Origin of the sequence: Thauera sp. K11 (genome assembly GCF_002354895.1) — a bacterium.
Taxonomy (GTDB): domain Bacteria; phylum Pseudomonadota; class Gammaproteobacteria; order Burkholderiales; family Rhodocyclaceae; genus Thauera; species Thauera sinica.
The window spans coordinates 2,250,376-2,274,052 of record NZ_CP023439.1; the positions used below are offsets into that span (position 1 = coordinate 2,250,376).

The 23,677-nt window shown below is 68.6% G+C and carries 23 protein-coding genes; 9 read left to right on the plus strand and 14 right to left on the minus strand.

The window, feature by feature from the left end:
• Positions 1 to 18 precede the first annotated feature (18 nt).
• The 4 genes from CCZ27_RS09750 to CCZ27_RS09765 all read right to left on the minus strand — a co-directional run bounded on the left by CCZ27_RS09750 (position 19) and on the right by CCZ27_RS09765 (position 3,234).
• On the minus strand, positions 19 to 780 hold the full coding sequence (locus CCZ27_RS09750) for an ABC transporter permease (protein ID WP_096447722.1): 762 nt from the start codon (positions 778 to 780) through the stop codon (positions 19 to 21).
• Positions 777 to 1,727 carry an ABC transporter ATP-binding protein gene (locus CCZ27_RS09755; RefSeq protein WP_096447724.1) on the minus strand — a complete coding sequence of 317 codons (951 nt, stop codon included), beginning with the start codon at positions 1,725 to 1,727 and terminating at the stop codon, positions 777 to 779. Before CCZ27_RS09755 ends, CCZ27_RS09750 begins: the two co-directional genes overlap by 4 nt.
• A 441-nt stretch (positions 1,728 to 2,168) precedes the next feature.
• A complete protein-coding gene (locus CCZ27_RS09760; protein ID WP_198363310.1) occupies positions 2,169 to 2,894 on the minus strand; it encodes an RES family NAD+ phosphorylase in 726 nt (241 codons plus the stop codon).
• Entirely contained in the window at positions 2,854 to 3,234 is a 381-nt protein-coding gene (locus CCZ27_RS09765; protein ID WP_096447728.1) for an antitoxin Xre/MbcA/ParS toxin-binding domain-containing protein, read from the minus strand. Before CCZ27_RS09765 ends, CCZ27_RS09760 begins: the two co-directional genes overlap by 41 nt.
• 182 nt (positions 3,235 to 3,416) lie before the next feature.
• Here CCZ27_RS09765 and CCZ27_RS09770 point away from each other — a divergent pair, with 182 nt between their 5' ends.
• Together CCZ27_RS09770 and CCZ27_RS09775 are read left to right on the plus strand one after the other, a co-directional pair.
• A complete protein-coding gene (locus CCZ27_RS09770) occupies positions 3,417 to 4,466 on the plus strand; it encodes an extracellular solute-binding protein (RefSeq protein WP_096447730.1) in 1,050 nt (349 codons plus the stop codon).
• Entirely contained in the window at positions 4,463 to 6,148 is a 1,686-nt protein-coding gene (locus tag CCZ27_RS09775; protein ID WP_096447732.1) for a GGDEF domain-containing protein, read from the plus strand. The genes CCZ27_RS09770 and CCZ27_RS09775 overlap by 4 nt, the downstream gene beginning before the upstream one ends.
• 36 nt (positions 6,149 to 6,184) lie before the next feature.
• Here the strand turns inward: CCZ27_RS09775 and leuE are convergent, their stop codons facing one another.
• From leuE to CCZ27_RS09790, 3 genes are all read right to left on the minus strand, one after another.
• Positions 6,185 to 6,856: a leucine efflux protein LeuE gene (leuE, locus tag CCZ27_RS09780; protein WP_096447734.1), complete on the minus strand. Its 672-nt coding sequence runs from the start codon at positions 6,854 to 6,856 to the stop codon at positions 6,185 to 6,187.
• 115 nt (positions 6,857 to 6,971) lie between these two features.
• The gene (locus tag CCZ27_RS09785; protein ID WP_198363311.1) at positions 6,972 to 7,874 is read right to left on the minus strand and encodes a DMT family transporter; all 903 of its coding nucleotides are present in this window, start codon (positions 7,872 to 7,874) and stop codon (positions 6,972 to 6,974) included.
• 93 nt (positions 7,875 to 7,967) lie between these two features.
• Positions 7,968 to 8,630, minus strand: coding sequence for a GntR family transcriptional regulator (locus CCZ27_RS09790; protein WP_198363312.1), 663 nt, complete (start codon positions 8,628 to 8,630; stop codon positions 7,968 to 7,970).
• 289 nt (positions 8,631 to 8,919) lie between these two features.
• Here CCZ27_RS09790 and CCZ27_RS09795 point away from each other — a divergent pair, with 289 nt between their 5' ends.
• The 6 genes from CCZ27_RS09795 (at position 8,920) to CCZ27_RS09820 (ending at position 15,468) form a co-directional block, all read left to right on the plus strand.
• Positions 8,920 to 10,293 (plus strand): C4-dicarboxylate transporter DctA, encoded by a 1,374-nt coding sequence (locus CCZ27_RS09795; protein ID WP_096447736.1) that lies wholly within the window; start codon positions 8,920 to 8,922, stop codon positions 10,291 to 10,293.
• Positions 10,294 to 10,375: 82 nt separating this feature from the next.
• Positions 10,376 to 11,425, plus strand: a complete 1,050-nt coding sequence (gene alc, locus CCZ27_RS09800; protein WP_096447738.1) for an allantoicase — start codon at positions 10,376 to 10,378, stop codon at positions 11,423 to 11,425.
• Positions 11,426 to 11,510: 85 nt separating this feature from the next.
• Positions 11,511 to 12,026 (plus strand): ureidoglycolate lyase, encoded by a 516-nt coding sequence (locus CCZ27_RS09805; protein ID WP_096447740.1) that lies wholly within the window; start codon positions 11,511 to 11,513, stop codon positions 12,024 to 12,026.
• A 139-nt stretch (positions 12,027 to 12,165) separates the two neighbouring features.
• Positions 12,166 to 12,681 (plus strand): AmiS/UreI family transporter, encoded by a 516-nt coding sequence (locus CCZ27_RS09810; protein ID WP_096447742.1) that lies wholly within the window; start codon positions 12,166 to 12,168, stop codon positions 12,679 to 12,681.
• 368 nt (positions 12,682 to 13,049) lie between these two features.
• On the plus strand, positions 13,050 to 14,549 hold the full coding sequence (locus CCZ27_RS09815; RefSeq protein WP_096447744.1) for a nucleobase:cation symporter-2 family protein: 1,500 nt from the start codon (positions 13,050 to 13,052) through the stop codon (positions 14,547 to 14,549).
• Positions 14,550 to 14,580: 31 nt separating this feature from the next.
• Positions 14,581 to 15,468, plus strand: a complete 888-nt coding sequence (locus CCZ27_RS09820) for a hypothetical protein (RefSeq protein ID WP_096447747.1) — start codon at positions 14,581 to 14,583, stop codon at positions 15,466 to 15,468.
• A gap of 207 nt (positions 15,469 to 15,675) precedes the next feature.
• Here the strand turns inward: CCZ27_RS09820 and CCZ27_RS09825 are convergent, their stop codons facing one another.
• The 3 genes from CCZ27_RS09825 to CCZ27_RS09835 form a co-directional block, all read right to left on the minus strand.
• The gene (locus CCZ27_RS09825; RefSeq protein ID WP_096447749.1) at positions 15,676 to 17,121 is read right to left on the minus strand and encodes an NYN domain-containing protein; all 1,446 of its coding nucleotides are present in this window, start codon (positions 17,119 to 17,121) and stop codon (positions 15,676 to 15,678) included.
• 125 nt (positions 17,122 to 17,246) lie between these two features.
• Positions 17,247 to 18,617, minus strand: a complete 1,371-nt coding sequence (gene radA, locus CCZ27_RS09830) for a DNA repair protein RadA (RefSeq protein WP_096447751.1) — start codon at positions 18,615 to 18,617, stop codon at positions 17,247 to 17,249.
• Positions 18,617 to 19,537, minus strand: a complete 921-nt coding sequence (locus tag CCZ27_RS09835) for a LysR family transcriptional regulator (protein WP_096447753.1) — start codon at positions 19,535 to 19,537, stop codon at positions 18,617 to 18,619. The genes radA and CCZ27_RS09835 overlap by 1 nt, the downstream gene beginning before the upstream one ends.
• Before the next feature lie 154 nt (positions 19,538 to 19,691).
• On the opposite strand from CCZ27_RS09835, the gene lplT reads away from it, so the two are divergent.
• Positions 19,692 to 20,942 (plus strand): lysophospholipid transporter LplT, encoded by a 1,251-nt coding sequence (lplT, locus tag CCZ27_RS09840; protein ID WP_096447755.1) that lies wholly within the window; start codon positions 19,692 to 19,694, stop codon positions 20,940 to 20,942.
• A gap of 56 nt (positions 20,943 to 20,998) precedes the next feature.
• Here lplT and CCZ27_RS09845 read toward each other — a convergent pair whose 3' ends face one another.
• Genes CCZ27_RS09845 through CCZ27_RS09860 form a run of 4 tightly spaced genes read right to left on the minus strand, consistent with a single transcriptional unit; the run spans position 20,999 to position 23,591 of the window.
• Positions 20,999 to 21,913 carry a uracil-DNA glycosylase gene (locus CCZ27_RS09845; protein WP_232516621.1) on the minus strand — a complete coding sequence of 305 codons (915 nt, stop codon included), beginning with the start codon at positions 21,911 to 21,913 and terminating at the stop codon, positions 20,999 to 21,001.
• Between the two features lie 41 nt (positions 21,914 to 21,954).
• On the minus strand, positions 21,955 to 22,377 hold the full coding sequence (gene rimI / locus CCZ27_RS09850; RefSeq protein ID WP_096452387.1) for a ribosomal protein S18-alanine N-acetyltransferase: 423 nt from the start codon (positions 22,375 to 22,377) through the stop codon (positions 21,955 to 21,957).
• A gap of 38 nt (positions 22,378 to 22,415) precedes the next feature.
• Positions 22,416 to 23,108, minus strand: coding sequence for a tRNA (adenosine(37)-N6)-threonylcarbamoyltransferase complex dimerization subunit type 1 TsaB (gene tsaB / locus CCZ27_RS09855; RefSeq protein WP_096447757.1), 693 nt, complete (start codon positions 23,106 to 23,108; stop codon positions 22,416 to 22,418).
• A 54-nt stretch (positions 23,109 to 23,162) separates the two neighbouring features.
• On the minus strand, positions 23,163 to 23,591 hold the full coding sequence (locus CCZ27_RS09860) for a hypothetical protein (protein ID WP_157748534.1): 429 nt from the start codon (positions 23,589 to 23,591) through the stop codon (positions 23,163 to 23,165).
• Positions 23,592 to 23,677: the final 86 nt, after the last annotated feature.

Below are 23,677 nucleotides of genomic sequence, written 5' to 3' on the forward strand. Positions count from 1 at the left end.
CGGGCGTCGAAAAGAGCGTCAGGGCTTCAGCCGGTAGCCCGTCCTGAACATCCAGGTGACGATCGCCACGAACAGCGCCAGGAAGAGCAGCGACATGCCCAGGCTGACGCCCACCGCCACGTCGGCGCTGCCGTAGAAGCTCCAGCGAAAGCCGCTCACCAGGTACACCACCGGATTGAAGAGCGTCACCGTCCGCCACAGCGGCGGCAGCATGTCGATGGAGTAGAAGCTGCCGCCGAGGAAGGTCAGCGGCGTGATGATGAGCAGCGGCACCAGTTGCAGCTTTTCGAAGTTGTCCGCCCAGATGCCGAGGATGAAGCCGAGCAGGCTGAAGCTGATCGCGGTCAGCAGCAGAAAGCCCGCCATCCACAGCGGGTGCTCGATGCGCAGCGGCACGAAGGCGCTCGCGGTGGCGAGGATGATGGCGCTGAGCAGGATGGACTTGGTCGCCGCCGCGCCCACGTAGCTCAGCACGATCTCGAAGTGCGACACCGGCGCCGACAGCAGTTCGTAGATGGTGCGCGAGAACTTCGGGAAGAAGATGCCGAACGAGGCGTTCGACACGCTCTGCGTGAGCAGGTTGAGCATGACCAGCCCCGGCACGATGAAGGCGCCGTAGCTCACCCCGTCCACTTCCGGGATGCGCGCGCCGATCGCCGAGCCAAAGACGACGAAATACAGCGAGGTGGTGATCACCGGCGCCAGCACGCTCTGCAGCAGGGTGCGCCGGGTGCGCGCCATCTCGAAGAAATAGATCGCGCGGACTGCATGCAGATTCATCGTGCCGCCTCCTCGTCGGGCATGTCGCGTTCGGCCACCAGGCTCACGAAGATGTCCTCCAGCGAGCGCTGCGTGGTGTGCAGGTCGGCAAAGCCGATGCCGGCCGCGCCGAGGTCCCGCAGCAGGTCGGCGATGGCGGTGTCTTCGCTGTCGGCCTCGTAGTGGTACACCAGTTCGGCGCCGCCTTTCTCCAGCGCCAGGCCGTAGCGCGCCAGGAGCGGCGGAATCGCCGCCAGCGGCGCCTGCAGTTGCAGCGTCAGTTGCTTGCCGCCGAGCTTGCGCATCAGCGCCGCCTTGTCCTCGACCAGGATCAGTTCGCCCTTGCGGATCACGCCGACGCGGTCGGCCATTTCTTCCGCCTCCTCGATGTAGTGGGTGGTGAGGATGACGGTGACGCCGGTTTCGCGCAGCCGCCGCACCAGTTGCCACATGTCCCGCCGCAGTTCGACGTCCACGCCCGCGGTGGGCTCGTCGAGGAACAGGACCTGGGGTTCGTGGGACAGCGCCTTGGCGATCAGCACCCTGCGCTTCATGCCGCCCGACAGCGTCAGCAGCTTGCTGTCCTTCCTGGCCCACAGCGACAGATCCTTCAGCAAGCGTTCGATGTGGGCCGGATGCGGCGGCTTGCCGAACAGGCCGCGGCTGAAGCTCACGGTGTTCCACACGGTCTCGAACGCATCGGTGGTCAGTTCCTGCGGCACCAGGCCGATCATGGCGCGGGCCGCGCGGTAGTCGCGCACGATGTCGTGCCCGCCCACCGTCACCCGCCCGCCGCTCGGGTTGACGAGGCCGCAGATGATGCTGATCAGCGTCGTCTTGCCGGCGCCGTTGGGGCCGAGCAGGGCGAAGATCTCGCCGCTGCGGATGTCCAGGTCCACCCGCTTCAGCGCGGTGAAGCCGGTGGCATAGGTCTTGGAAAGACCGGAGATGGAGATGATGGGCTGCATGGCCGGAAGATAGCAGATAGCCGCCGCGCCATCGGGGGCCGCGCCGAGGCGGACTGCGGGGCGAGTGCCCTGAATCCGGTGTGGTGGCGGGGGATGTGTTTCTCGGGCTGCGGAAGTCGGGCTCGCTGGCCGGGGCCTTTGGGGAGTCTCCGCCGGCTCCGTGTCTCTCGAATCCGGTCTGGTGGCGGGGGATGTGTTTCTCGGGCTGCGGAAGTCGGGCTCGTTGGCCGGGGCCTTTGGGGAGTCTCCGCCGGCTCCGTGTCTCTCGAATCCGGTCTGGTGGCGGGGGATGCGTTCCGCGGGCTGCGGAACTCGCCCTCGCTGCGCTCGGGGCTCGGACAGTCCTCGCCCGCTCCACGCATCCCCCGCCACCAGACCTGCCGTGCCTCGTGCTCCCGGCGGCTGCAACACCTTTCTTCGTGGGGTCGCCCACAGCGCCTGCTACGCCGCGGCGGCCCAGGGCGCGGCGTCGAAGATCAGCGACGCGCCCTCGCGCCGCCACACCACGCCGTCCTGCTGCACGGCCAGCCACCACGTCTGCGTGACGGGGTCCGGCCGTGGCTGGGCGAAGGCCGCCGGCGTCAGCACGGCGACGCACCACGCCGGTTCCGGGTCCCTCACCGAGCGGTAGACGATGGCCTCCACTTCCGCATCGCGCGCCACGCGAGCGAATGCCTGGGTGGCGCCGTAGTCGGCCGGGTCCGTCCAGCGCCCGGCGTCCTGCGCGAAGGGCGGCTGCCGCAGGTCCACGGCCAGCGCCGACAGGCGCGTGCGGAAGGCGGTGTGGGCGACCGGCTCCAGGCGCGGCAGGTCCACCGCGTCGCGCAGGAAGCGCCAGCGCCAGTAGCCCAGTTCGGCGCAGGCGGTGCGCACCTGCTCCGCGCCGTAGAACACGCCGGGGTCGGTGGCCGCGCGAAAGCGCGAGCCGCCGCGCCGCGGGTCGTAGCGGAACGGGGTGGCCAGGAGGTAGTCGAGGTCCGCGGCAAGCGGCGGGCGCGGTGGCTTGCTCGTCTCGAGCAGCGCCTCGAGCACGTCCTGCTCGGCCGCATCGTCGACGATCTTCATCGTCGATGCGGTGTGCTGCGCCTCGACGACGCGCCACGCGGCCGCGGCCCACGGCCGCGCCTCAGACGAGACCGCGGGCGGCGTCCAGGTATTGAACGACACGGACCAGGCCCTCGGCGCTGCGGATGAGTTCCACCGGGCGCCCGTTGAGCGCGCGGTTGTCGCTGTTGAGCCACTGCCGCGCGGTGCGCTCGTCGCCGACGATGGAGTCGAGCGAGCGGAACAGGCGCACGAACAGCAGGCCGAACTCCCACTCCTTGCGCTCCTGCTCGAGCCGGTAGCGGCCGGCGTACAGGCGCGTGACCGTGGCCGGACTGACGCCCAGCACCCGCGCCAGCAGGGAACGCGACACTTCCAGCCGCTCGGCCGCGCGTGCGACGGCCTTGGTCAACACCGCCGCCGCGTCGGCCGGGCTCGCGGCAGGTCTGGCAATGGCAGTCATGGGCACCTCCTTTTCTACCGGTATTTTATGTTCTATTTCTTTCCATGGAAAGAAAAATCCGGGCCGGAACAGGCGCCGGCGGCCCGACCGTGATTTCCTTGTCGGTGCCCATGCCGGCGGCCGCCTGCCGCGCCACGCCTGCGATAAACTCGGCGCGTTCGTTTGTCGGCCGGATCCGATCGATGCCCAGGCCCCTCCACCATCGCTACCTGTTCGCCTTCCTGCTGGCCGTCCTCCTTTGCGGAGCGGCTGCGGCGGAAGAGACGCTGCGCGTGCTTGCCTGGCCGGGATATGCCGACGTCGACGTGGTCCGGGCCTTCGAGCAGCGCACCGGGGCGAGGGTCGAGGTCACCCTGATCGATTCGGACGAAGTCCTGTGGCAGAGGGTCAGCCTCCGGCAGGGCGCGGACTTCGACGTGTTCGCGGTCAACACCGCGGAACTGCAGCGCTACATCGCCAGCGGCCTGGTGGTGCCGATCGATGCCGACGCCATCCACAACCGTGCGGCGCAACTGCCGCGCTTTCGCGACCTCGCCGCCCTTCCCGGCGTGATGCACGACGGCAAGGCGTACGCCATCCCCTACACTTACGCGGCCATGGGGCTGATCTACGATCGCAGGCAGGTAGACAAGCCGCCCGCCACCATCGCCGCGCTGTGGGACCCGCGCTACAAGGGCAAGGTGCTCGCCTACCGCAGCGGCGCGCACAACTTTGCGCTGGCGGCGCAGAAGATCGGTGCCCGCTCGCCCTTCAGGCTGGATGAAGGAGAATGGCCCGCCGCGGTGGATGCGCTGATCGCCCTGCGCCGGAACGTGCTCACCTTCTACAGCCAGCCCGAGGAATCGGCCGAGCTGTTCGTGAGCCGGCGGGCCGCGCTGCTGTTCGCCAACTACGGCCCCCAGCAGCTCCAGCTGCTGCGCGCGGCCGGTGCCGACGTGGGCTACGTGCTCCCGGACGAAGGCGCGCTGACCTGGCTCGACTGCTGGGTCGTCACCCGCGGCGCCCGCGACAGGACGCTGGCCGCCGCCTGGATCGACTACCTGCTCGAGGCCGGCCCGTCGGAGGTGCTGACCGCGCGCCACGGCCTCGCCAACACGCGCATGCGGTCGCCCCATCACGCCGACGACAGCCGCCTCGCCTGGCTCGAACCCGTCGAGGATGCCGAGCGGCGCAACCATCTTTGGGAACGGATACTGTCCGGCGACCGGGCCTCGCGGGTACTCGCGCCATGAATTTCGGCATCGCCGCGAAGCTCGGCCTGCTGCTGGCCGTGGTCGGCATGCTGGCCGCCGGCATCACCGGTTTCTATGCGTACACCGTCAGCCGCAACCTGCTGATCGACTCGGCGAAAGGCGAACTGCTGACCGCCACCCAGGTGCTCGCCCGCCGCATCGTGCTGGCGCGCGAGGAAGGCGTGCGCAATCTGCAGATCCTGGCGCGGCACCCCGCCACGCTCGCCGCGCTGCAAGGGGCCGGCCATGCGCGCGAAGACGAACTGGCGGCCCTGTTCCGGCTGTTCATGGAGACCAATCCCGCGTATTTCCAGATCCGCCTCATCGCGGCCGACGACGACGGCATGGAACGGGTGCGCCTCGACCGCGACGGCGGCAGGCTGCTGCGCATCACCGGCGAAGAACTGCAGGAGAAAGGGCACTACCCCTATGTGTTCGACACGCTGAAGCTGGCCGCGGGCCAGGTCTATATGTCGCGCATCTCGATCAACGACGAGCGCGGCTCGCATGCGGCGCTGGGGCAGCCGGCGGTCCAGTACGCGGTCCCGGTCATGGACGCGCATGGCGTGGCGCGCGGCGTCGTCGTCACCAACGCCGACGTCGGCGGCTTCTTCGCCCTCCTCGCCAAGGATCTGCCGCAGGACGTCCAGCTCTTCCTCACCAACCGCCGGGGCGACTACCTGGTCCACCCCGACCCCGCGCTCACCTTCGGTTTCGACAAGGGCCGGCGCACCCTCGTGCAGGACGAGTTTCCCGATACCCGCCCGCTGGTCGAGGGTTACAGCGCGCAGGTCGTCACCGAAGCGCGGGACGGCCGCTACGCGAGCAGGCCGACCGTGGCGGCCTTCATCGCCCTGCGGCCGGAAGTGACGACCGAGGAAAGCCGCGTGATCCTCGGCCTGGCGCAGCCGCTGCAGGCGGTCCTGGAACAGGCCGACGCCCTGGGCTCGGTCACGCTGCAGATCGTGCTGGGCCTGTGCCTGGCCGGCATCCCGGTCGCCGCGGTGCTGGCCGGCGCGATCACCCGCCCGATCAACGACCTGAGCGTCGCCGTGGAGCGCTTCTCCGACGATGGCCACAAGGCGAAGCTGCCGCTGGAGCGCCAGGACGAGATCGGCCTCCTGGCGCGCAGCTTCGGCCGCCTGCGCAACCAGATCCGCCAGCAACTGGCCGAACTCCACGAGAGCCGCCTCGAACTCGAACACCTTGCACAGCACGACACGCTCACCGGCCTGCCCAACCGCGCACTGTTCGACGACCGCGTGAACGTCGCCGTGGCCACGGCGCGGCGGGAAGACGCGCGGTTCGCGCTGCTCTTCATCGACCTCGACCGCTTCAAGCCCATCAACGACAACCTGGGCCACGCCGCCGGCGACCTCGTGCTGAGGGGCGTGGCCGGCCGCATCCTGGACATCATCCGCGAATCGGACACCGCCGCGCGGATCGGCGGCGACGAGTTCGTCATCCTGCTGCGCAACGTCCACGGCCGCGAGGACGCCGCCAGCGTGGCGCAAAAGCTCGCCCACGCCATCGGCCAGCCGTTCGAAGCCGGCGGCCGCACGGTCTCGGTATCGGCCAGCGTCGGCATCGCCCTGTACCCGGAGGACGGCACCGACGTGACGACGCTGTCCAAGCACGCCGACCGCGCCATGTACCGCGCCAAGGAGCAGGCGCGCGCCTGAGGCCCGCGCCGTTCGCCCGGCCGGGCCGTATCGCGTCTATCCCAGCGTCGCCGTCGCCAGCTTGGCGCCAAACCCGATGAACACGCCGCCCACGCCGGCGGTGGCCCCCGCGGCGACGCGGCGATGGCGGCGGAACCCGGCCGCCAGCCGCGTGCCGGCGAAGATCAGCACCGACAGGTAGAGCGCGCTGCAAATCTGCACGATGGCGCCCAGGATCAGGAACGACAGGCCAGGATGGGCATAGCCCGGATCGACGAACTGGATGAAGAAGGACACGAAGAACAGGATGGCCTTCGGATTCATCAGGCTGATGATCAGCGCGGTGCGAAAGGGGTGCGGCGCGCCGCGCACCGCCGGATAGCGGGATGCGTCGCCCGCGCCGTCCGCCGCGGGCTCCGCCTTCCTGCGCCAGGTGGCCCACGCCGCCCGCAGCAGGTTGAGACCGACCCAGCCCAGGTAGGCGGCGCCGGCGTACTTGATGACCATGAAGAGTTCGGGCGTGGCGCGCAGCAGCGAGGCGGTGCCCGTCGCGGCGAGCAGCATCAGGATCGTGTCGCCGACGAAGATGCCGCAGGCGCCGCGGTAGCCCACCGCCACGCCCCAGCGCGAGGCGGCCGACATCACGTAGAGGGAATTCGGCCCCGGCAGCAGCACGATGAAGACGGTGCCGAGGATGAAGGTCGGGAGATCGGTGACGCCGTAGAACATCGGTCCATGGGGAGAATCTGGTCGGGGTGCCACTTTGCCATGCAGCGGGGGTTTCTTCCACCCGGCGCGGCGAAGCCGCTTTTGGCAGCAGGGCGATAGGTCCGGGCGGTGCCCCTCACCCTGCCCGCCCGGCCCGCCGCGACTGCCACAGCCCGAGCACGCTGGTCAGTGCCAGCGCGGCGCCGATCAGCAGCATGCCGGTGAATTCGACGGCGGTCGGCCGCTCGCCGAGTTCCAGCCAGCCGGCCAGCGCGCCGATCATCGGTATGCCCAGCGTGGACAGTCCGGCAAGGCCGGTGGGCAGATGCTGCAGCACGTACAGCCACAGCAGCCAGGCCAGCCCGGTGGCGAGCACCGCATTGAACGCCAGCGCGCCGAAGAAGTACGGCGTGGGGTCGATCGGCCGCGAGGGATGGAGCCAGGCGAGCACGCACAGCGCCAGCGCGCCGAAGAGCATCTGCCAGGCGGTCAGGGACAGCAGGTCGAATTCGTGGTCGCGCCGCATGCGCTTGGCGACGACCGCCGCCACCGCCCAGGTGAGGCCGCCGGCGAGCGCCAGCAGGTTGCTGGCGAGGCTGCCATGCATCGCCCACGGCTCCAGCACCAGGATCAGCCCGACCGCGGCGATGGCGATCGAGATCCACTGCACGCCGTCCACCCGCTCGCCCAGCCGCCACCAGGCCAGCGGCACGACCCAGAACGGCATCGTATACACCAGCACCGCCGTCTTGCCCGCGCCGCCGGCCACCAGCGCCCACTGGATCAGCGCGGTGAAGGCCGCCGTCTGCAGCAGGCCGAGCTGCGCCACCTGGCGCAGCGCGCCGATCTTCATCGGCCGGCGCAGCACCACCAGGACGATGAACAGGGTCGCCGCGCCCAGCAGCGTGCGGACGGCCGAAAAATCGAAGGGATCGACGTAGCGGATGACCTCCTTCATCACCACCCAGTTGTAGCCCCAGATCAGGGACAGGAGGACGAGGGCGAAGATGGCCAGCGTGGCGGGTCGGGCGGATTGCATGCAAGGACTCTCGAAAAGGGACGAATCCCGCACTCGCCGCCAAGGCGGGTGCGGGACTTTGGGGCCGCGCACAGCCGCGGCCTCTTTTTTTTGTCAGACGACGATGCCCCACCAGCGCAGGGTCTGGCGGAAGTGGTCCCTGACCTTGCGCGCCGCATCGTCCTCGCTGCCGCCGGTGATCGCATCCATGATGGCGAGGTGCTCCTCCATCGCCGGCACGATGCGGTCCGGCAGCAGCGGGCGCGAATGCTGGATCACCGAGATGCGGTCGCGGTTGCGCAGGTAGATCTCGCGCGCGCTGTCGTTGCCGAGCGCGTCCGCGAGCGCCGCGTGGAGGGACCAGTCGACCGCCATCGCCTCGCGCTGCAGGGACGGCGTGACGCCGGAACGGGCGGCGTCCAGCACCCGCTGGTGGGATGCCCGCAGCGCTTCCAGATCCGTCGCGGCGCTCGCGCGCACCAGTTCGCGCGCGCCCTCCTGATCGAAGATCGTGCGCAGATGGAAGCACTCGCGGATCAGCGCCGGCGTCGCCTCCATCACCGCCACCCCCCGCTTGGGAAGCACGCGGACGAGCCGGACCGCCTCCGCGCGCTTGACCGCCTCGCGGACCGGGGCGAGCGGCATGCCGATCATCTTGACGAGATCGGGCATCGACACGAACTGGCCCGCACGCAAGCCGCCGCTCGTCAGTTGTTCCCGCAGGGCCAGGAAGGCCCTGTCGGCCATCAGCACCCCTTCCATCTCAGGCATGTTCATCGCATCCCCCTCGTATCGTGGGGCGATTCTCACACCGCCCGTGGATCAGGGCAAATTCCGGGCAACATTTCGCGTCGATACCATAAAAAATTTTTACTAGTATATTACTGACGTTATATCTAACATTTTACTAAACATATATCACCTCAATCCTCGTCGGACTCCTACCCGGATCTCCCGCGACAGGATGCCGGTCAGGGCCGCGGCGCCACCCCGCCCCGCCCGATCCGGCCTACAACGAAATCGACCGCGAGAAGCGGTCTCATCCATACGGATCGCGAGGAGCACCATGAAAAAGCCTTTCCACAAGACCCTGTTCGGGCAGGTCGTCATCGCCCTCGTCCTGGGCGTGATCGTCGGCGTCGTCTGGCCCGACTTCGCCGCAAAACTCAAACCGCTGGGCGACGGCTTCATCAAGCTGATCAAGATGATCATCGCGCCGCTGGTGTTCTGCGTGGTGGTGCACGGCATCTGCAGCACGGGCGACCTGAAGAAGGTCGGCCGCGTCGGCGTCAAGGCGCTCGTCTACTTCGAGATCGTCACCACCTTCGCGCTGGCGCTGGGCATCCTGCTGGCCTACACGCTGCAGCCCGGCGTGGGGATGAACGTCGATCCGCATTCGCTCGACGCGTCCGCGATGGCGGGCTATACCGAGCGCGTCGCCCAGGCGACCAGCACGGTCGACTTCATCATGAAGATCATCCCGGCAACCTTCATCGATGCCTTCGCCAAGGGCGACATCCTGCAGGTGCTGTTGATCGCGATCCTGTTCGGCACGGCGGTCGCCGCCCTGGGCGAGAAGGGCCGTCCGGTGACCTCGGCGATCGACACCCTGTCCCACGTCTTCTTCAAGCTCATCGGCTTCATCGTCAAGCTCGCGCCGCTCGGCGTCCTCGGCGCGATCGCCTTCACCGTGGGCAAGTACGGCGTGGGTTCGCTGAAGCAACTGGGCATGCTGGTGGCGCTGTTCTACCTGACCTGCGTGATCTTCGTGGTGGCCGTGCTCGGCCTCATCCTGCGCCTGGTCGGCTTCAACATCTTCAAGTTCCTGAAGTACCTGCGCGAGGAACTGCTGGTCGTCCTCGGCACCGCGTCTTCCGACTCCGTGCTGCCGCAGGTGATGCGCAAGCTCGAACTGATGGGCGTGAAGGATTCCACCGTCGGCCTGGTGATTCCCACCGGCTATTCGTTCAACCTCGACGGCTTCTCCATCTACCTGACGCTGGCGGCCGTCTTCATCGCGCAGGCCACCAACACGCCGCTTTCCACCATCGATCTGCTGACGATCCTGGCGATCTCGCTGGTGACGTCCAAGGGTGCGCACGGCGTGCCGGGCTCGGCGATCGTCATCCTGGCCGCCACCCTGAGCGCGATCCCGGCCATCCCCGCGATCGGCCTGGTGCTGGTGCTGTCGGTCGACTGGTTCATGGGCATGGCCCGCGCGCTGACCAACATGATCGGCAACTGCGTCGCGACCATCGTCATCGGCGTGTGGGAGAAGGACATCGACCGCAGCCGCGCCCACAAGGTGCTGAACGGCGAGATCGAGGTCGACCTGCACGCGCCGATCCGCCCTGAAGCCCTCGCCGAAGCCGCGCGCGCCGAAGCAGGCGCCGACACGGCCGAGCAAGCTGTCGCCGTCCCGGCCGCCGCCCGAAGCTGACACGCCGCCCCGTTCCATCCATCCGCAGCAGCGGCCGGTTCGACGCGACCCGCTGCTGCACGCCTCGACAAGGAGAATCCCCATGGCCAGCCACACTCCCGGCGCCCCCGTCTTCGCCCCGCCCGCCGACCTGCCCGACTGGGCCCTGCGCTCGGTCGACCTCGCCAACCCCCGCCTGGGCGCACGCGCCCTCTTCGCCTCCGACGACTTCTTCGCCGACGTCGCCCGCATGCTCGACCCCGAACCCGCACAGTTCGTCCCCGGCAGGTTCGACACCAACGGCAAGTGGATGGACGGCTGGGAGTCCCGCCGCAAGCGCACCGCCGGACATGACTGGGCGCTTGTCAGGCTCGGCGTCAAGGGCGTCATCCGCGGCTTCGACGTCGATACCAGCCACTTCACCGGCAACTATCCGCCCGCCGTCTCCATCGAGGCCACCGTTTCCGACGCCGACGACGTCGAGACCCTCACGGCCGCCGCCTGGACCGAGATCCTCCCCGCCACCGCGCTCGGCCCCGACAGCCATCACCTGCTCGAGTGCGCCAGCGACGCCGCCTGGACCCACCTGCGGGTGAACATCTTCCCCGACGGCGGCATCGCCCGCCTGCGCGTCTATGGCCGCCCCGTCGGCACGCTGGCCGCCCAGGCCGCCGCCGGCGAACTCGTCGATCTCATCGCCATGGAGAACGGCGGCCGTGCCGTGGCCTGGAACGACGCCAGCTTCGGCTCTGCCGCCTCCGCCCTGCTGCTGCCCGGCCGCGGCCTGAACATGGGCGACGGCTGGGAGACACGCCGACGCCGCGAGCCCGGCAACGACTGGTGCGTGATCGAGCTGGGCGCCCCCGGCACCGTCGACAGGATCGAAGTCGATACCGCCTTCTTCAAGGGCAACTACCCCGACCGCTGCTCGGTGCAGGCCGCCCATGTCACCGGCGGCACCGACCGCTCCATCACCACCCAGTCCATGTTCTGGCAGACCCTGCTGCCCGAGCAGAAGCTCCAGATGGATGCCGTCCACACCTTCACCGGCGAAATCGCCGCGCTCGGGACCCTCACCCACATCCGCTTCAACATCTTCCCCGACGGCGGCGTCTCGCGCCTGCGCCTGTGGGGCAAGGTCCAGGCCAGGTAAGAGTCCCGGCGCGGGCCGCGGCGCAGCCTTCCGCCGCGGCCCCTCGCCGGCGCATGCCGCCCAACCCGACACGACAGAGCCCGCCATGCCCGCCGACACCTTCCTCCCGCTCGAGGTCCGGCCGCTCGCCCGCGAGACCTTCGCCCCCTACGGCGAGGTCATCGAGGCCAGCGACGACGCCAGCCACTTCACCATCAACGCCGGCAACACCGAGCGCTACCACGACCTCGCCCGCATCGAGCCCGGACCCGACGGCCGCGTCATCGTCTCCATCTTCCGCGGACAGCCCCGCGCCCTGCCCTTCACCGTGCAGATGATGGAGCGCCACCCGCTCGCTTCCCAGGCGTTCATCCCCCTGTCCGGCAGGCCCTATCTCGTCGTCGTCGCCCCCGCCGGCGCGCCGCCCCGCGCCGAGGCGCTGCGCGTCTTCCTCGCCCGTGGCGACCAGGGCGTCAACTACGCCACCGGCGTCTGGCACCACCCCCTGCTCGCCCTCGACGGCGTCTGCGACTTCCTCGTCGTCGATCGATCAGGACCCGGGCACAACTGCGACGAAATCCTGCTCGAAACGCCCGGCGTGATCGCCCATACCGGATGCTGAACGCCACCGGCACCCGGCGGGGCGGGACGCTGCCGGTGTGATATGCATTCGCTGATCCGCCGTATCAGCGCCCGCAGCCTGCGCCGGAACCGCCAGCCCCTACACTCCGCCCGGACCCAATGCACCAAAGGAGTGCCCAATGCTGCTCGGCCTGTCGCTGTTCTACGTCGGCGCGGTCCTGATTCTCAATGGCTTGTGGATGCTGGGCAGGATCGGTGATCGCGAGATATCGATCATCAACCTGTTCACCGGCGGCCTGACGCTGCTCGTGTCGCTGAAGCTCGCCTTCGGCGAAGGCGCCGACGGTGCCTCGATCAAGGCGGCCGCGCTGTCCTTGCTGTTTTCCTTCACCTACCTGTGGGTGGCCTTCAACCGCCTGACCGGCGCGGACGGCCGCGGACTGGGCTGGTTCAGCCTTTTCGTTTCCATCACCGCCGTTCCGGTCGCCATCGATACGCTGCGCATCGCGTCGACGACCCGGGACTGGTGGCTGGGGCTGTCGTGGGCGGCGTGGGCCGTGTTGTGGCTGCTCTTCTTCCTGCTGCTGGCGCTGCACAAGCCCATCACCCGCATCACCGCCGGCATGGCCATCGGCCAGGGCATCTTCACCGGCTGGCTGCCGGGCTACCTGCTGCTGACCGGCACGCTGCGCTAGCCCGGCCGTCATCCGCTTTGCCATCGAAGGCCGTGCGCTCCACCGGACGCACGGCCTTCGCCTTTTCCGGCGGGAAACCGGGTCGGCCGCAGAACCCTGCCGCGGATATTGCGCCGCAAAAATATAAATTTTCTTATTTCAGCTATTAGCCAGGCACGCACCACCGGCGAGGACGAGTCCCTAGACTGCGCCACGAGCCGATGCAGCACCGCCGCCCGGCCAGACCACGCCGCTACGCGCCGGCCCCTCCGCGGAAGAACCGGAACGAGCCCGCGGCGCGATGCCCCGAACCGCCGCGCCATCCGGCTCCCGGCATGCGGGGCCCGGCGGCGAACGAAAGACGATCGAAAAAAAGCCAGGAGACAACCATGTCAGACCACGCACCGGACGGCGGCAGCCGGCAGGTCCATCCCGTCGACCAGAAACTGCCCGGCGGCCGCCTCGCCGCACTGGGCATGCAGCACGTGCTCGTGATGTACGCCGGCGCGGTCGCCGTGCCGCTGATCGTCGGCCGGGCGCTCAACCTCACGCCCGAGCAGGTGGCGATGCTCATTTCCGCCGACCTGTTCTGCTGCGGCCTGGTGACGCTGATCCAGTCGCTGGGCTTCGGCAGGTACTTCGGCATCAAGCTGCCGGTGATGATGGGCGTCACCTTCGCCGCCGTCGGGCCGATGGTGGCGATGGCCAACGTGCAGAGCGGGCCGGACGGCGCGCGGGCGATCTTCGGCGCGATCATCGGCGCCGGCATCATCTCCATTTTCATCGCGCCGCTGATGAGCCGGCTGCTGCGCTTTTTCCCGCCGGTCGTCACCGGCACCATCATCGCCATCATCGGCATCAGCCTGATGCGCGTCGGCGTGGGCTGGGCGATGGGCGGTCCGGCCCACCTGGCGCAGAGCGTCGACGTGCCCGGGCTGGTGCAGATGGTCGACGGCGCGAAGGAAAAGGCCGCCGCCGCGGGCACCGGGCTGACGAAGCTGCCCGGCCCGATCCCGATGGTCGACAACCCCGACTACGGCGCGCTCGACACCATGGCGGTCGCCGCCTTCGTGCTGGTGGTGATCCTGCTGCTCGTCCGCTACGGCCGCGGCTTCGTCGCCAACATCGCGGTGCTGCTGGGCATCGTCGTCGGCTGCGTGGTGGCGGTGGTGATGGGCAAGATGCACTTCGACAAGGTGGACAAGGCGCACTGGTTCGACGTCGTCACGCCCTTCGCCTTCGGCATGCCGGTCTTCGATCCGGTGATGGTCCTCACCATGACGCTGGTCATGATCGTGGTGATGATCGAATCGGTGGGCATGTTCCTGGCGCTGGGCGAGATCACCGACAAGCGCATCGGCCGCAACGAGCTGGCAGCCGGCCTGCGCACCGACGGCCTGGGCACGCTGATCGGCGGCGTCTTCAACACCTTCCCCTACACCAGCTTCTCGCAGAACGTGGGCCTGGTGGGCGTCACCGGCGTCAAGAGCCGCTGGGTGTGCGTGGCCGCGGGCGTGATCATGATGGTGCTCGGCATGCTGCCGAAGATGGCGGCGCTGGTGGAATCCGTGCCCGTCTTCGTGCTCGGCGGCGCCGGCCTGGTGATGTTCGGCATGGTCGCCGCCACCGGCATCCGCATCCTCACCTCGGTCGACTTCAAGGGCAACCGCAACAACCTGTACATCGTCGCGCTGTCGATCGGCTTCGGCCTGGTGCCGCTGGTCGCCCCGCGCTGGACGCAGCACATGGCGCACAGCCTGCACCCGCTGCTCGAATCCGGAATCCTGCTGACCGCGATCTCCGCCGTCCTGCTGAACCTCTATTTCAACGGCGGCAAGGAAGACCGCGCCGGTGCCATCGAGGCGGCCAAGGCGGCCGAAGCACACTGAGCCATAACCACAACGAAACGGAGACATCCGCATGCAAGCGCAACGCACCGCCGCCGCCCTCGCCATTGCCCTGGCCGCGCCCGCCGCCCTGGCCGCGACCTGGAGCGACACCTTCATCGGCTACCGCTACGGCACCGGGTTCCGCGAGCCCAACAACGTCAATGACGTCGAGAAGCACGTGCTGCAATTCACCCACGCCAGCGGCTACTCGATCGGCCAGAACTTCGTGAACCTGGACATCCTGCAGTCCGACGACAAGGACCCGTCCAGCGGCAACGCGATCGGCGGCGGCAACGGCGCGACCGAGTTCTACCTGACCTACCGCCACCAGATCCACCTCGGCAAGGCTTTCGACAAGAACCTCGCCTTCGGGCCGGTGAAGGAGGTGGCGCTCACCGCCGGCTTCGAACTCAACACCAAGAACACCGCCTTCGCGCCGCGCAAGCGCCTGATCGTGGCCGGCCCGACGCTGAAGTTCGACGTGCCGGGCTTTCTCGACGTGAGCCTGCTCGCCGGCAAGGAGTGGAACCATTGCGGCCTGAATCCGGGCACGCCGGGCGGACTCGACCCGTGTCCGAAGAGCGACGTCTCGTTCGAGCCGCAGTGGATCATCAGCGTGTCGTGGGGCATCCCCTTCCAGGCCGGCCCGGTGCCGCTGAAGTTCCAGGGCTTCCTGAATCATCTGAGCGAGAAGGGCAAGGACTACGCCGGCGTGAAGACCGAGGCCGAGATCCTGATGCGCACCTCGCTGATGGTGGACGTCGGCCAGATGGTCAGCGGCAGGAAGAACACCTTCCTGATGGGTGTCGGCTACGAACTGTGGCGCAACAAGTTCGGCAACCACGCCTTCGCCAGCGGCCGCGAGAAACCGGGCATCGACACCGATACGCCGACCTTCCAGATGGAATGGCACTTCTGATCGCCGGCTGATCGCCAGGTCCGTTGCCATCCCTTTGCGGCGGCAACGGGCCCGGCATGCCATCGGCCGTGGCCGGGCAGGTGGATCGGCGCCGTGCGGCGATCCACCTCCGGCTGCACCCGAAACGCCGCGGATGACCGCCGCGTCCGCCCTCGGGTTCGATTCCCGGGCGCAGCGTCCGCAGCGCCCGGTCTCTGTGATACCAGCCTACTGGCTGGCGTCGGGCGGCAGTTCCGGCTTGCGCGGCCGACGGCCGCGGCTGGCCGGCTTGCGCGGCTTCTTGGGCGCAGCCTCGACTTCCGCCGGAGTCGCCGCGGAAGCCGGCTCGGGTGTCTCTGCGGCAGGCGTGTGCTCGGCAACGGGTGCGTGTTCGATGGCGGGCACGTGTCCGGCGGGCGCCGCAGATGCCCGAGGCTTTGCAGGCGCCCGGGACTTCGCCGGTGCCCGGGGCTTCGCCGCGGCGGGCGCCGTCTCCACCGTCCTGTCGGGAACGATCTCGGCGGGGCCTGCTTCGTCGGCGTTCTTGCGGGTACGCTTGCGCTCCGTTCCGCCGCGCGCGGCACCGGATTTGCGCCGCTTGCCGCTTCCCTCTTCGGCTGCCGCCGCTTGTTCTCCGGCGCCGGTTTCCGCCGCGACATCCGTCCCTGGAGCGGCATGCCCGGCCGAAGGTGCCGCCTCCCCGGCGGCTTCGGCCGGGACGTGCTCCTGCGGCTCGGCATCGGCCGGCGCACGGGATTTCGCCTTGGCCCGCCGCCTGCCCGCCTCCGTCTTCGCCGGGATCTCCGCCGGCTCCGCCGCCGGGTGCCCCGCGAAGTTCTCGACGCGCCCGCCTTCCGCATTGCCGCGGAAGACGTAGGTGCGCGCCTTTTCGTCGCGGGCGAAATCGAGCAGGCCGCGCGCGCGCGCCTCTTCGAGCAGGTTGCCGAAGGCGCGGAAGCCGTAGTACGACTCGCTGAAATCCGGCTTGCGCCGCTTCATCGCCTCCTTCAGCACCGACGCCCAGATCTTGCCGGTGTCGCCGCGTTCGGCGTAGAGCGCATCGAAGGTGTGCACCGCGAATTCGATCGCCTGCGACTTGCGCGCCTCGACTTCTTCCCGGCGGTGCTTGTCCTCTTCCGGCGAGCGCTTGCCGGAGGATTGCGCCTCGCGGGCTTCCTTCTTCGCCGCGCGCTGGCTCTCGCGCACGAGATCGTCGTAGAAGATGAACTCGTCGCAGTTGGCGATCAGCAGGTCGGAGGTGGATTGCTTGACGCCGACGCCGATCACCTGCTTGGCGTTTTCCCGCAGCTTGGACACCAGCGGCGAGAAATCGGAATCGCCGCTGATGATGACGAAGGTGTCGACGTGCGACTTGGTGTAGCACAGGTCGAGCGCGTCGACGACGAGGCGGATGTCGGCGGAATTCTTGCCGGACTGGCGCACGTGCGGGATCTCGATCAGCTCGAAGTTGGCCTCGTGCATCGAAGCCTTGAAGCTCTTGTAGCGATCCCAGTCGCAATATGCCTTCTTGACGACGATGCTGCCCTTGAGCAGCAGGCGCTCAAGCACGCGCTTGATGTCGAACTTTTCGTAGTTCGCATCGCGCACGCCGAGGGCGACGTTCTCGAAGTCGCAGAACAGCGCCATGCTGACGCTGTCGGACGGTGAAGCCATGTCGTTCTCCAATGGGTCCGCGAACGCTCCCGGCGTGGCGGACGGTTTCTCATTCCAGCGGCGCCCGGCCATCCGAAGCCGCCGAGCGCCCTCAGGGGCAGCGGACGAAGCGAGCGCGGGCTGTTTCACTCCAGGTCGCGCAGTTGCTCCAGCGCCTGCTCGATGCGATCGACCGCGATCACCCGCATCCCTTCGGGCGCCTGCCGGGGCGCATTGGCCTTGGGAACGATGGCGACGTCGAAGCCGAGCTTGCCCGCCTCCTTCAGCCTGTCCTGGCCGCGCGGCGCCGGGCGGATCTCGCCGGCCAGGCCCACTTCACCGAACACCGCCAGGCCGCGCCGCAGCGCCCGGCTGCGCAGCGACGACACGATGGCGAACAGGATGGCCAGATCGGCGGCGGGCTCGGCGATTTTCACTCCGCCGACCGCGTTCACGAACACATCCTGGTCGAAACAGGCGATGCCGGCGTGCCGGTGCAGCACCGCGAGCAGCATCGCCAGGCGCGTCTGCTCCAGGCCGACCGACAGCCGCCGCGGATTGGGGCTGTGGGCGGCATCGACCAGGGCCTGGATCTCGACCAGCAGCGGGCGCGTCCCTTCCTGCGTGACCAGCACGCAACTGCCGGGCACCTGCTGCCCATGCTGCGACAGGAAGATGGCCGAGGGGTTGGAAACGCCGCGCAGGCCGCGCTCGGTCATCGCGAACACGCCCAGTTCATTGACCGCGCCGAAGCGGTTCTTGAAGGCGCGGATCAGCCGGAAGCTGGAGTGGGTGTCGCCTTCGAAATACAGCACCGTGTCGACGATGTGCTCCAGCACGCGGGGCCCGGCCAGCGTACCGTCCTTGGTGACGTGGCCGACGATGATGAGGCTGGTGCCGCTCTGCTTGGCGAAGCGGGTGAGCTGCGCCGCGCATTCGCGCACCTGCGCCACCGAGCCGGGCGCCGACTGCAGCGCCTCGGAATACACCGTCTGGATCGAGTCGATCACCGCCACGCGCGGGCGGCTGTCGCGCAGCACGTCGAGGATGCGCTCCAGGTTGATCTCGGCCAGCATCTGCAGCGGCGACGCCGGGAGCTGCAGCCGCTGCGCCCGCAATGCCACCTGCTCGCCCGACTCTTCGCCGCTGACATACACCGCGCTCTGGCTGCCCGCCAGGTTCGACAGGGCCTGCAGCAGCAGCGTGGACTTGCCGATGCCCGGATCGCCGCCGATCAGCACCACGCCGCCGCCGACCAGGCCGCCGCCCAGCACGCGGTCGAATTCGTCGAGCCCGGTGGGCTGGCGCGGTTCCTCCCGCGGCTGCAGGGAAGACAAGGGCTGCAGGCGGCTGGTCTGCCCGGCGATCGCGGCAAAGCGCCCGCCGCCCGCCGGCGCCTGCTCGACGACACCTTCCACCAGCGTGTTCCAGCCCTGGCACTGCGGGCACTGCCCCTGCCAGCGGCCGAGCTGCGCACCGCATTCGGTGCAGATGTAGGCCGTCCTGGGCTTCGCCATCAATCGGCCTTGTCGACCTCTTGCGCCATTCTTGCGAACTCTTCGCAGGCGAAGTCCGCAAAAGTGGTGATGAGGCGTGAGCGGAACTTGTCGCGCGGGATGATGACCTCGAGCGGGGTGAACATCCGCGGCTCGAGCGGGATCCCCATCAGCCTGCCCTCGCGCACGTCGCGCTGGATCGCAGCGCGCGACGCGATCGCGAAGCCCATGCCTTCCGCCGCCAGGTGCTTCACCGTCGCCAGGCTGCCCAGTTCGGCGCAGAGCGGGATCTCGCTCATCTGGATGCCCGCCGCGGCAAAGAACTCTTCCGCCAGCTGGCGGATGGCATTGCCGGTGTCGCGGTTGATGAACGGGTGGCCGACGAGATCGGCCGCCGTGAGCCGCTCGAAGCGGGCGAGCGGGTGATCCGTGCTGCAGATCACCATCAGTTCGTCGCGCGCCGCGCTGCGGCGTTCGATCGAGTTCTGGTCGCTGACGATCTCGATCAGGCCGATGTCGAGATCCCGTGCGGCGACACGATCCTCGGTCAGTTGCGAGTTGCCGACGACGACACGCGGCACCACCCGCGGATAGCGCCGCTTGAAGCCTTCGAGCAGATGGGGCAGCCAGTAGGCGGCGATCGTCGTGCTGGTGCCGATGTTGAGCGTGCCGGCAAGCTCGTCGGTGAGTTCCGACACGCGCGACTCAAGCTCTTCGGAGAGGCCGAGGATGCGTTCCGCATAGGCCAGGACGAGTTCGCCCGCGGGCGTGAGGCTGATCTTGCCGTGCCCGCGGTCGAGCAGCCGGGTGTCGAAATGCTCTTCGAGCTGCTTGATCTGGAAGGTGACCGCCGGCTGCGTCATGAAGAGATGCTCGGCCGCGCGGGTGAAGGAGCCGTGTTTGGCCACGGCGTGGAAAACCTGAAGTCTGCGATCTGCCATGATCGTGATAAGCCTGTTTTATGAACGGGATTAGATCACAAAACCGGATCGATCTCATCACGATCTCCGCACGGCGCGCGCGCCCGGTCATCACACGACAGACGGCTTCATGTTATAAACCGCGCTCCCGATATCGCGACGCTCGACCAACACGATGCCGCTCGGCTTCTACATCATCATGGCAGCGCAGTTCTTTTCCGCGCTCGCCGACAACGCCCTGCTCATCGTTGCGATCGCCCTTCTGCGGGACATGGCGGCCCCCGCCGAATACGAACCGCTGCTCAAGCTCTTCTTCACGCTGTCCTACGTCGGCCTGGCGGCATTCGTCGGCGCCTATGCCGATTCGATGCCCAAGTGGCGCGTCATGCTGATCAGCAACACGATCAAGATCGGCGGCTGTCTGATGCTGTTCTTCGGCGTGCATCCGCTGTTCGCGTACGCGGTGATCGGCCTCGGCGCCGCCGCCTACTCGCCGGCGAAGTACGGCATCCTGACCGAGTACCTGCCCCATCGCCTGCTCGTCGTCGCCAACGGCTGGATCGAGGGCCTCACCGTGGGCGCGATCATCATGGGCACGGTGATGGGCGGCATACTCATCCGCGACGACGTCTCGTCCTGGCTGCTCGCGCTCAATCCGCCGCTGGTGGATTCCGCCTTCGAGGCGGGCGTGCTGATGATCGGCACCCTGTACCTGATCGCCGCCGGCTTCAATATCTATATCCCCGACACCGGCGTCGACCACAAGCCGCTCAAGAACAATCCGCTGTACCTGATACACGACTTCAACCACTGCCTGAGACTGCTGTGGCGCGACAAGCTGGGCCAGATCTCGCTCGCCGTCACCACGCTGTTCTGGGGCGCGGGCGCCACGCTGCAGTTCATCGTGATCAAGTGGGCCGAGCACAATCTCGGCCTGTCGCTGTCGGAGGCGTCGATGCTGCAGGGCGTCGTCGCCATCGGCATCGCGGTCGGCGCGGTGATGGCCGCACGTTTCGTCACGCTGCGCCGGGCAGTGCAGGTGATCCCGCTCGGCATCGCGATGGGCTTGATGGTGCTGGTGATGATCGGCGTGAACGATACCCGCGTGGCGATGGTGCTGATGATCATCGTCGGCGGCCTGGCCGGCTTCTTCGTGGTGCCGATGAATGCCCTGCTTCAGCACCGCGGCCACATCCTGATGGGCGCCGGCCACTCGATCGCGGTGCAGAACTTCAACGAGAACCTGTCCATCCTCATCATGACCGGCAGCTATGCCGTGCTGATCATGCTCGGGATGTCGATCACCACGGTGATCGTCCTGTTCGGCCTGTTCGTGGCGGTCACCATGTACCTGGTGAAGCTGCGCCACGAACTCAACCAGCGCGAACACGACGCAGTGTCGCTGCTGGAAGACCACGTCCACTGAGTTTCGCCGGGGCCGCCGCGCCGCGCGGCCGCCCGAAGCGCCCGGAGCCGGCGCGCCTACTGCTGCAGTTCGCGCTCCCGCATGCAGCGCCGCGCGAAGCACAGGTCTTCCCACGCCCGGGCCTTGTCCTGCGGATTGCGCAGCAGATAGGCGGGATGGTAGGTCACCACCACCGGGATGCCGCGGTACTCGAACAGCTTGCCGCGCGCCGCGCCGATCCGCACCTCCGTTTCCAGCAGCGCCTGCGCGGCCGGACGGCCGAGCGCCACCAGCAGGCGCGGCTGCACGAGTTCGATCTGACGCTCGAGGTAGGGCAGGCAGGCCGCCACCTCGCCCGCCTCCGGCGTGCGGTTATGGGGCGGACGGCATTTCACCGCATTGGCGATGTAGACATCCTCTCCGCGCTTCAGGCCGATCGCCGCGAGCATGTTGTCCAGCAGCTTGCCGGCCTGGCCGACGAAGGGCTCGCCCCGCAGATCCTCCTCCGCCCCCGGCCCCTCCCCTACCAGCATCCAGCGCGCGCGCCGGTCGCCGACGCCCGGAACGGCCTGGCGCCGCCGCTCGCACAACACGCAGGCCGCGCAATTGCGGATGTCGGCCTCGAGTTCGTCCCACCCCAGCGCGGCAATGCGCCGGGTGCGCTCCGCATCCGCACCGTGGCTCCGCGCGACAGGCGCTGGCGCCCGGGGCATGGATGTCGCGGCGGATGGCGCGGCATGGCCGTATTCGGTCGGCGCGGCACGGCCCGCGTTCCCGCTGCCGGCAGGCCGGGAACCCGTCGCAGGCAGAAGCTCCGCCGGCATGCCCTTGGCCACCGCCGGCTGCGCCGGGGTCGATGCCTGCGCGCAAGCCTGCAACCCCGGCCCTTCGGCGGGTGCGGCCGCGGCGCCCGCTTCCTCCTGCGGCTGCGCTTCCGCATCCGCGCGGCTGCGCAGCCGCCAGATCGGCCCCAGGCCCATCTCGCGCAGCATCGCTCCGCGCCGGTTCCTGCCCGAAGAACGCGCGGCCGCATTCATAGCTCGCACCTCATCACGATGGCGTCTTCGCGACCGTCGGCCGCGGGGTAGTAGTCCCGCCGGCGTCCGACGTGCTCGAACCCGTGCTTGCGGTAAAGATTCAGGGCCGGCCCGTTGGACGGCCTGACCTCGAGAAAGAACTGCGTCGCACCATGAAGCCGCGCCTCGTTCCGCAGGTGATGCAGCAAGGTCGCGCCGTGGCCGCCGCGCTGGGCCTGCCGGTCGATGCTGATGTCAAGCAGATGCGCCTCGTCGAGCACCAGCATCATCACCGCGTAACCCACCGGCCGCCCGGCCACCCTGAGGACCCAGCAACTGTAGCCTGCCGCCAGGGAATCGGCGAAGTTCCCGCGCGTCCACGGAAAGGCGTGCAGATCCTGCTCGCACGCGACGACCCAGTCGAGATCGTGCTCGGCCATCGGCGCGAACTCGACGCCGTCCGCCGGATCGCGGGATTTCAAGCCCGGCCTCCGCCGGCCAGGCGCTCTGCGGTAGTGAGTGCGATCTTGTCGCGCACATAGAGCGGCGCGGCGTACTGCGGTGCGATCGACTCGCCGCGCGCCACCCGCCGCGCGGCGAGCAGGGCCACCTGCCGCGCGCGCGGAATCGCATCCGGCGCGCAGCCGGAGAGCCTGCCGGCCAGCCGGGCACGCAATGCCTCGGCATGGACGGCGAACGCGGAACCCGCGCCGAACCACTCCCCGGGCGGCAGCGGCAGCGTGTCGGGCCGGCCGCACGACGGCTCGCCCACCGCCTGCAGGACGCCGTCGGCATCGCGTACGTAGGCACAGCAATAGATTTCGCCCAGACGCGCGTCGGTCGCGGCCACGATGCGGTCTTCCGCGTGCTGTGCCGCGAGCGCCTCCAGACTGCAGATGGCCACCATCCCCACGCCGCCGCCCAGCGCCAGGCCCTGCGCGACCCCGCACGCCAGGCGCAGGCCGGTGAATGCGCCCGGTCCGCTGCCGAATGCGACCGCATCGAGCCGGCTCACTGCCAGCCCTGCTTCGCCGAGCAGCCAGTCGATGGCCGGCAGGACGCCTTCCGAGTGGGCTGCGACGCCGTCGAGTTCGCTTTCGAGAATGCGTCCCTCGCTGAGCAGCGCGATGCTGCCCGTCTCACATGAGGTTTCGATCGCAAGAATGTTCATGCGCCGGCATTCTACCGGCTGGGATGTCCGCAGTCCTCACCCGACCGGAGGACGTCAGTTCCTCTTCCGCGGACGCGGGTCCTCGGGATAGGCGCCGCGCATCGCGTCACGCAGATCGCGGCGCAGCGCGCTGCGCTCCTCGCTGCTGAGCTTGCGCCGCTGCGCAGATTCGTCGCGATCCCCGCGCGGCACGAGGGATTCGCGCAGGCCGGCCGGGCGCTCGGGCCGCTGCCGCTCATTTTCGGCGGCGGCAAAACCATCGAACATCGGCGAACGCGCGTGGGCCTCGACGCCGACGAGCGGCAACAGCAAGGCGAGCGCGAGGTGCAGGATGCAGATGCTCCGGCGCCGGGCGAATGCGACTGATGAGACGGAAGACTTCATCTCGGACTCGCGGACCTGCGCGGACGCCCGCGATAGTATGTGTGTTGACGACACCCCGGAACATACGGCAATCGGGCAATGATGGATAGCGCCCCACATCACCTCCGGACGCCTTTTGTAAGCCGATGTTGCCCTTGCTCCAGGCACTTACGAAGCGTTACCGCGGCGCCCGATCGCAGCCCGCG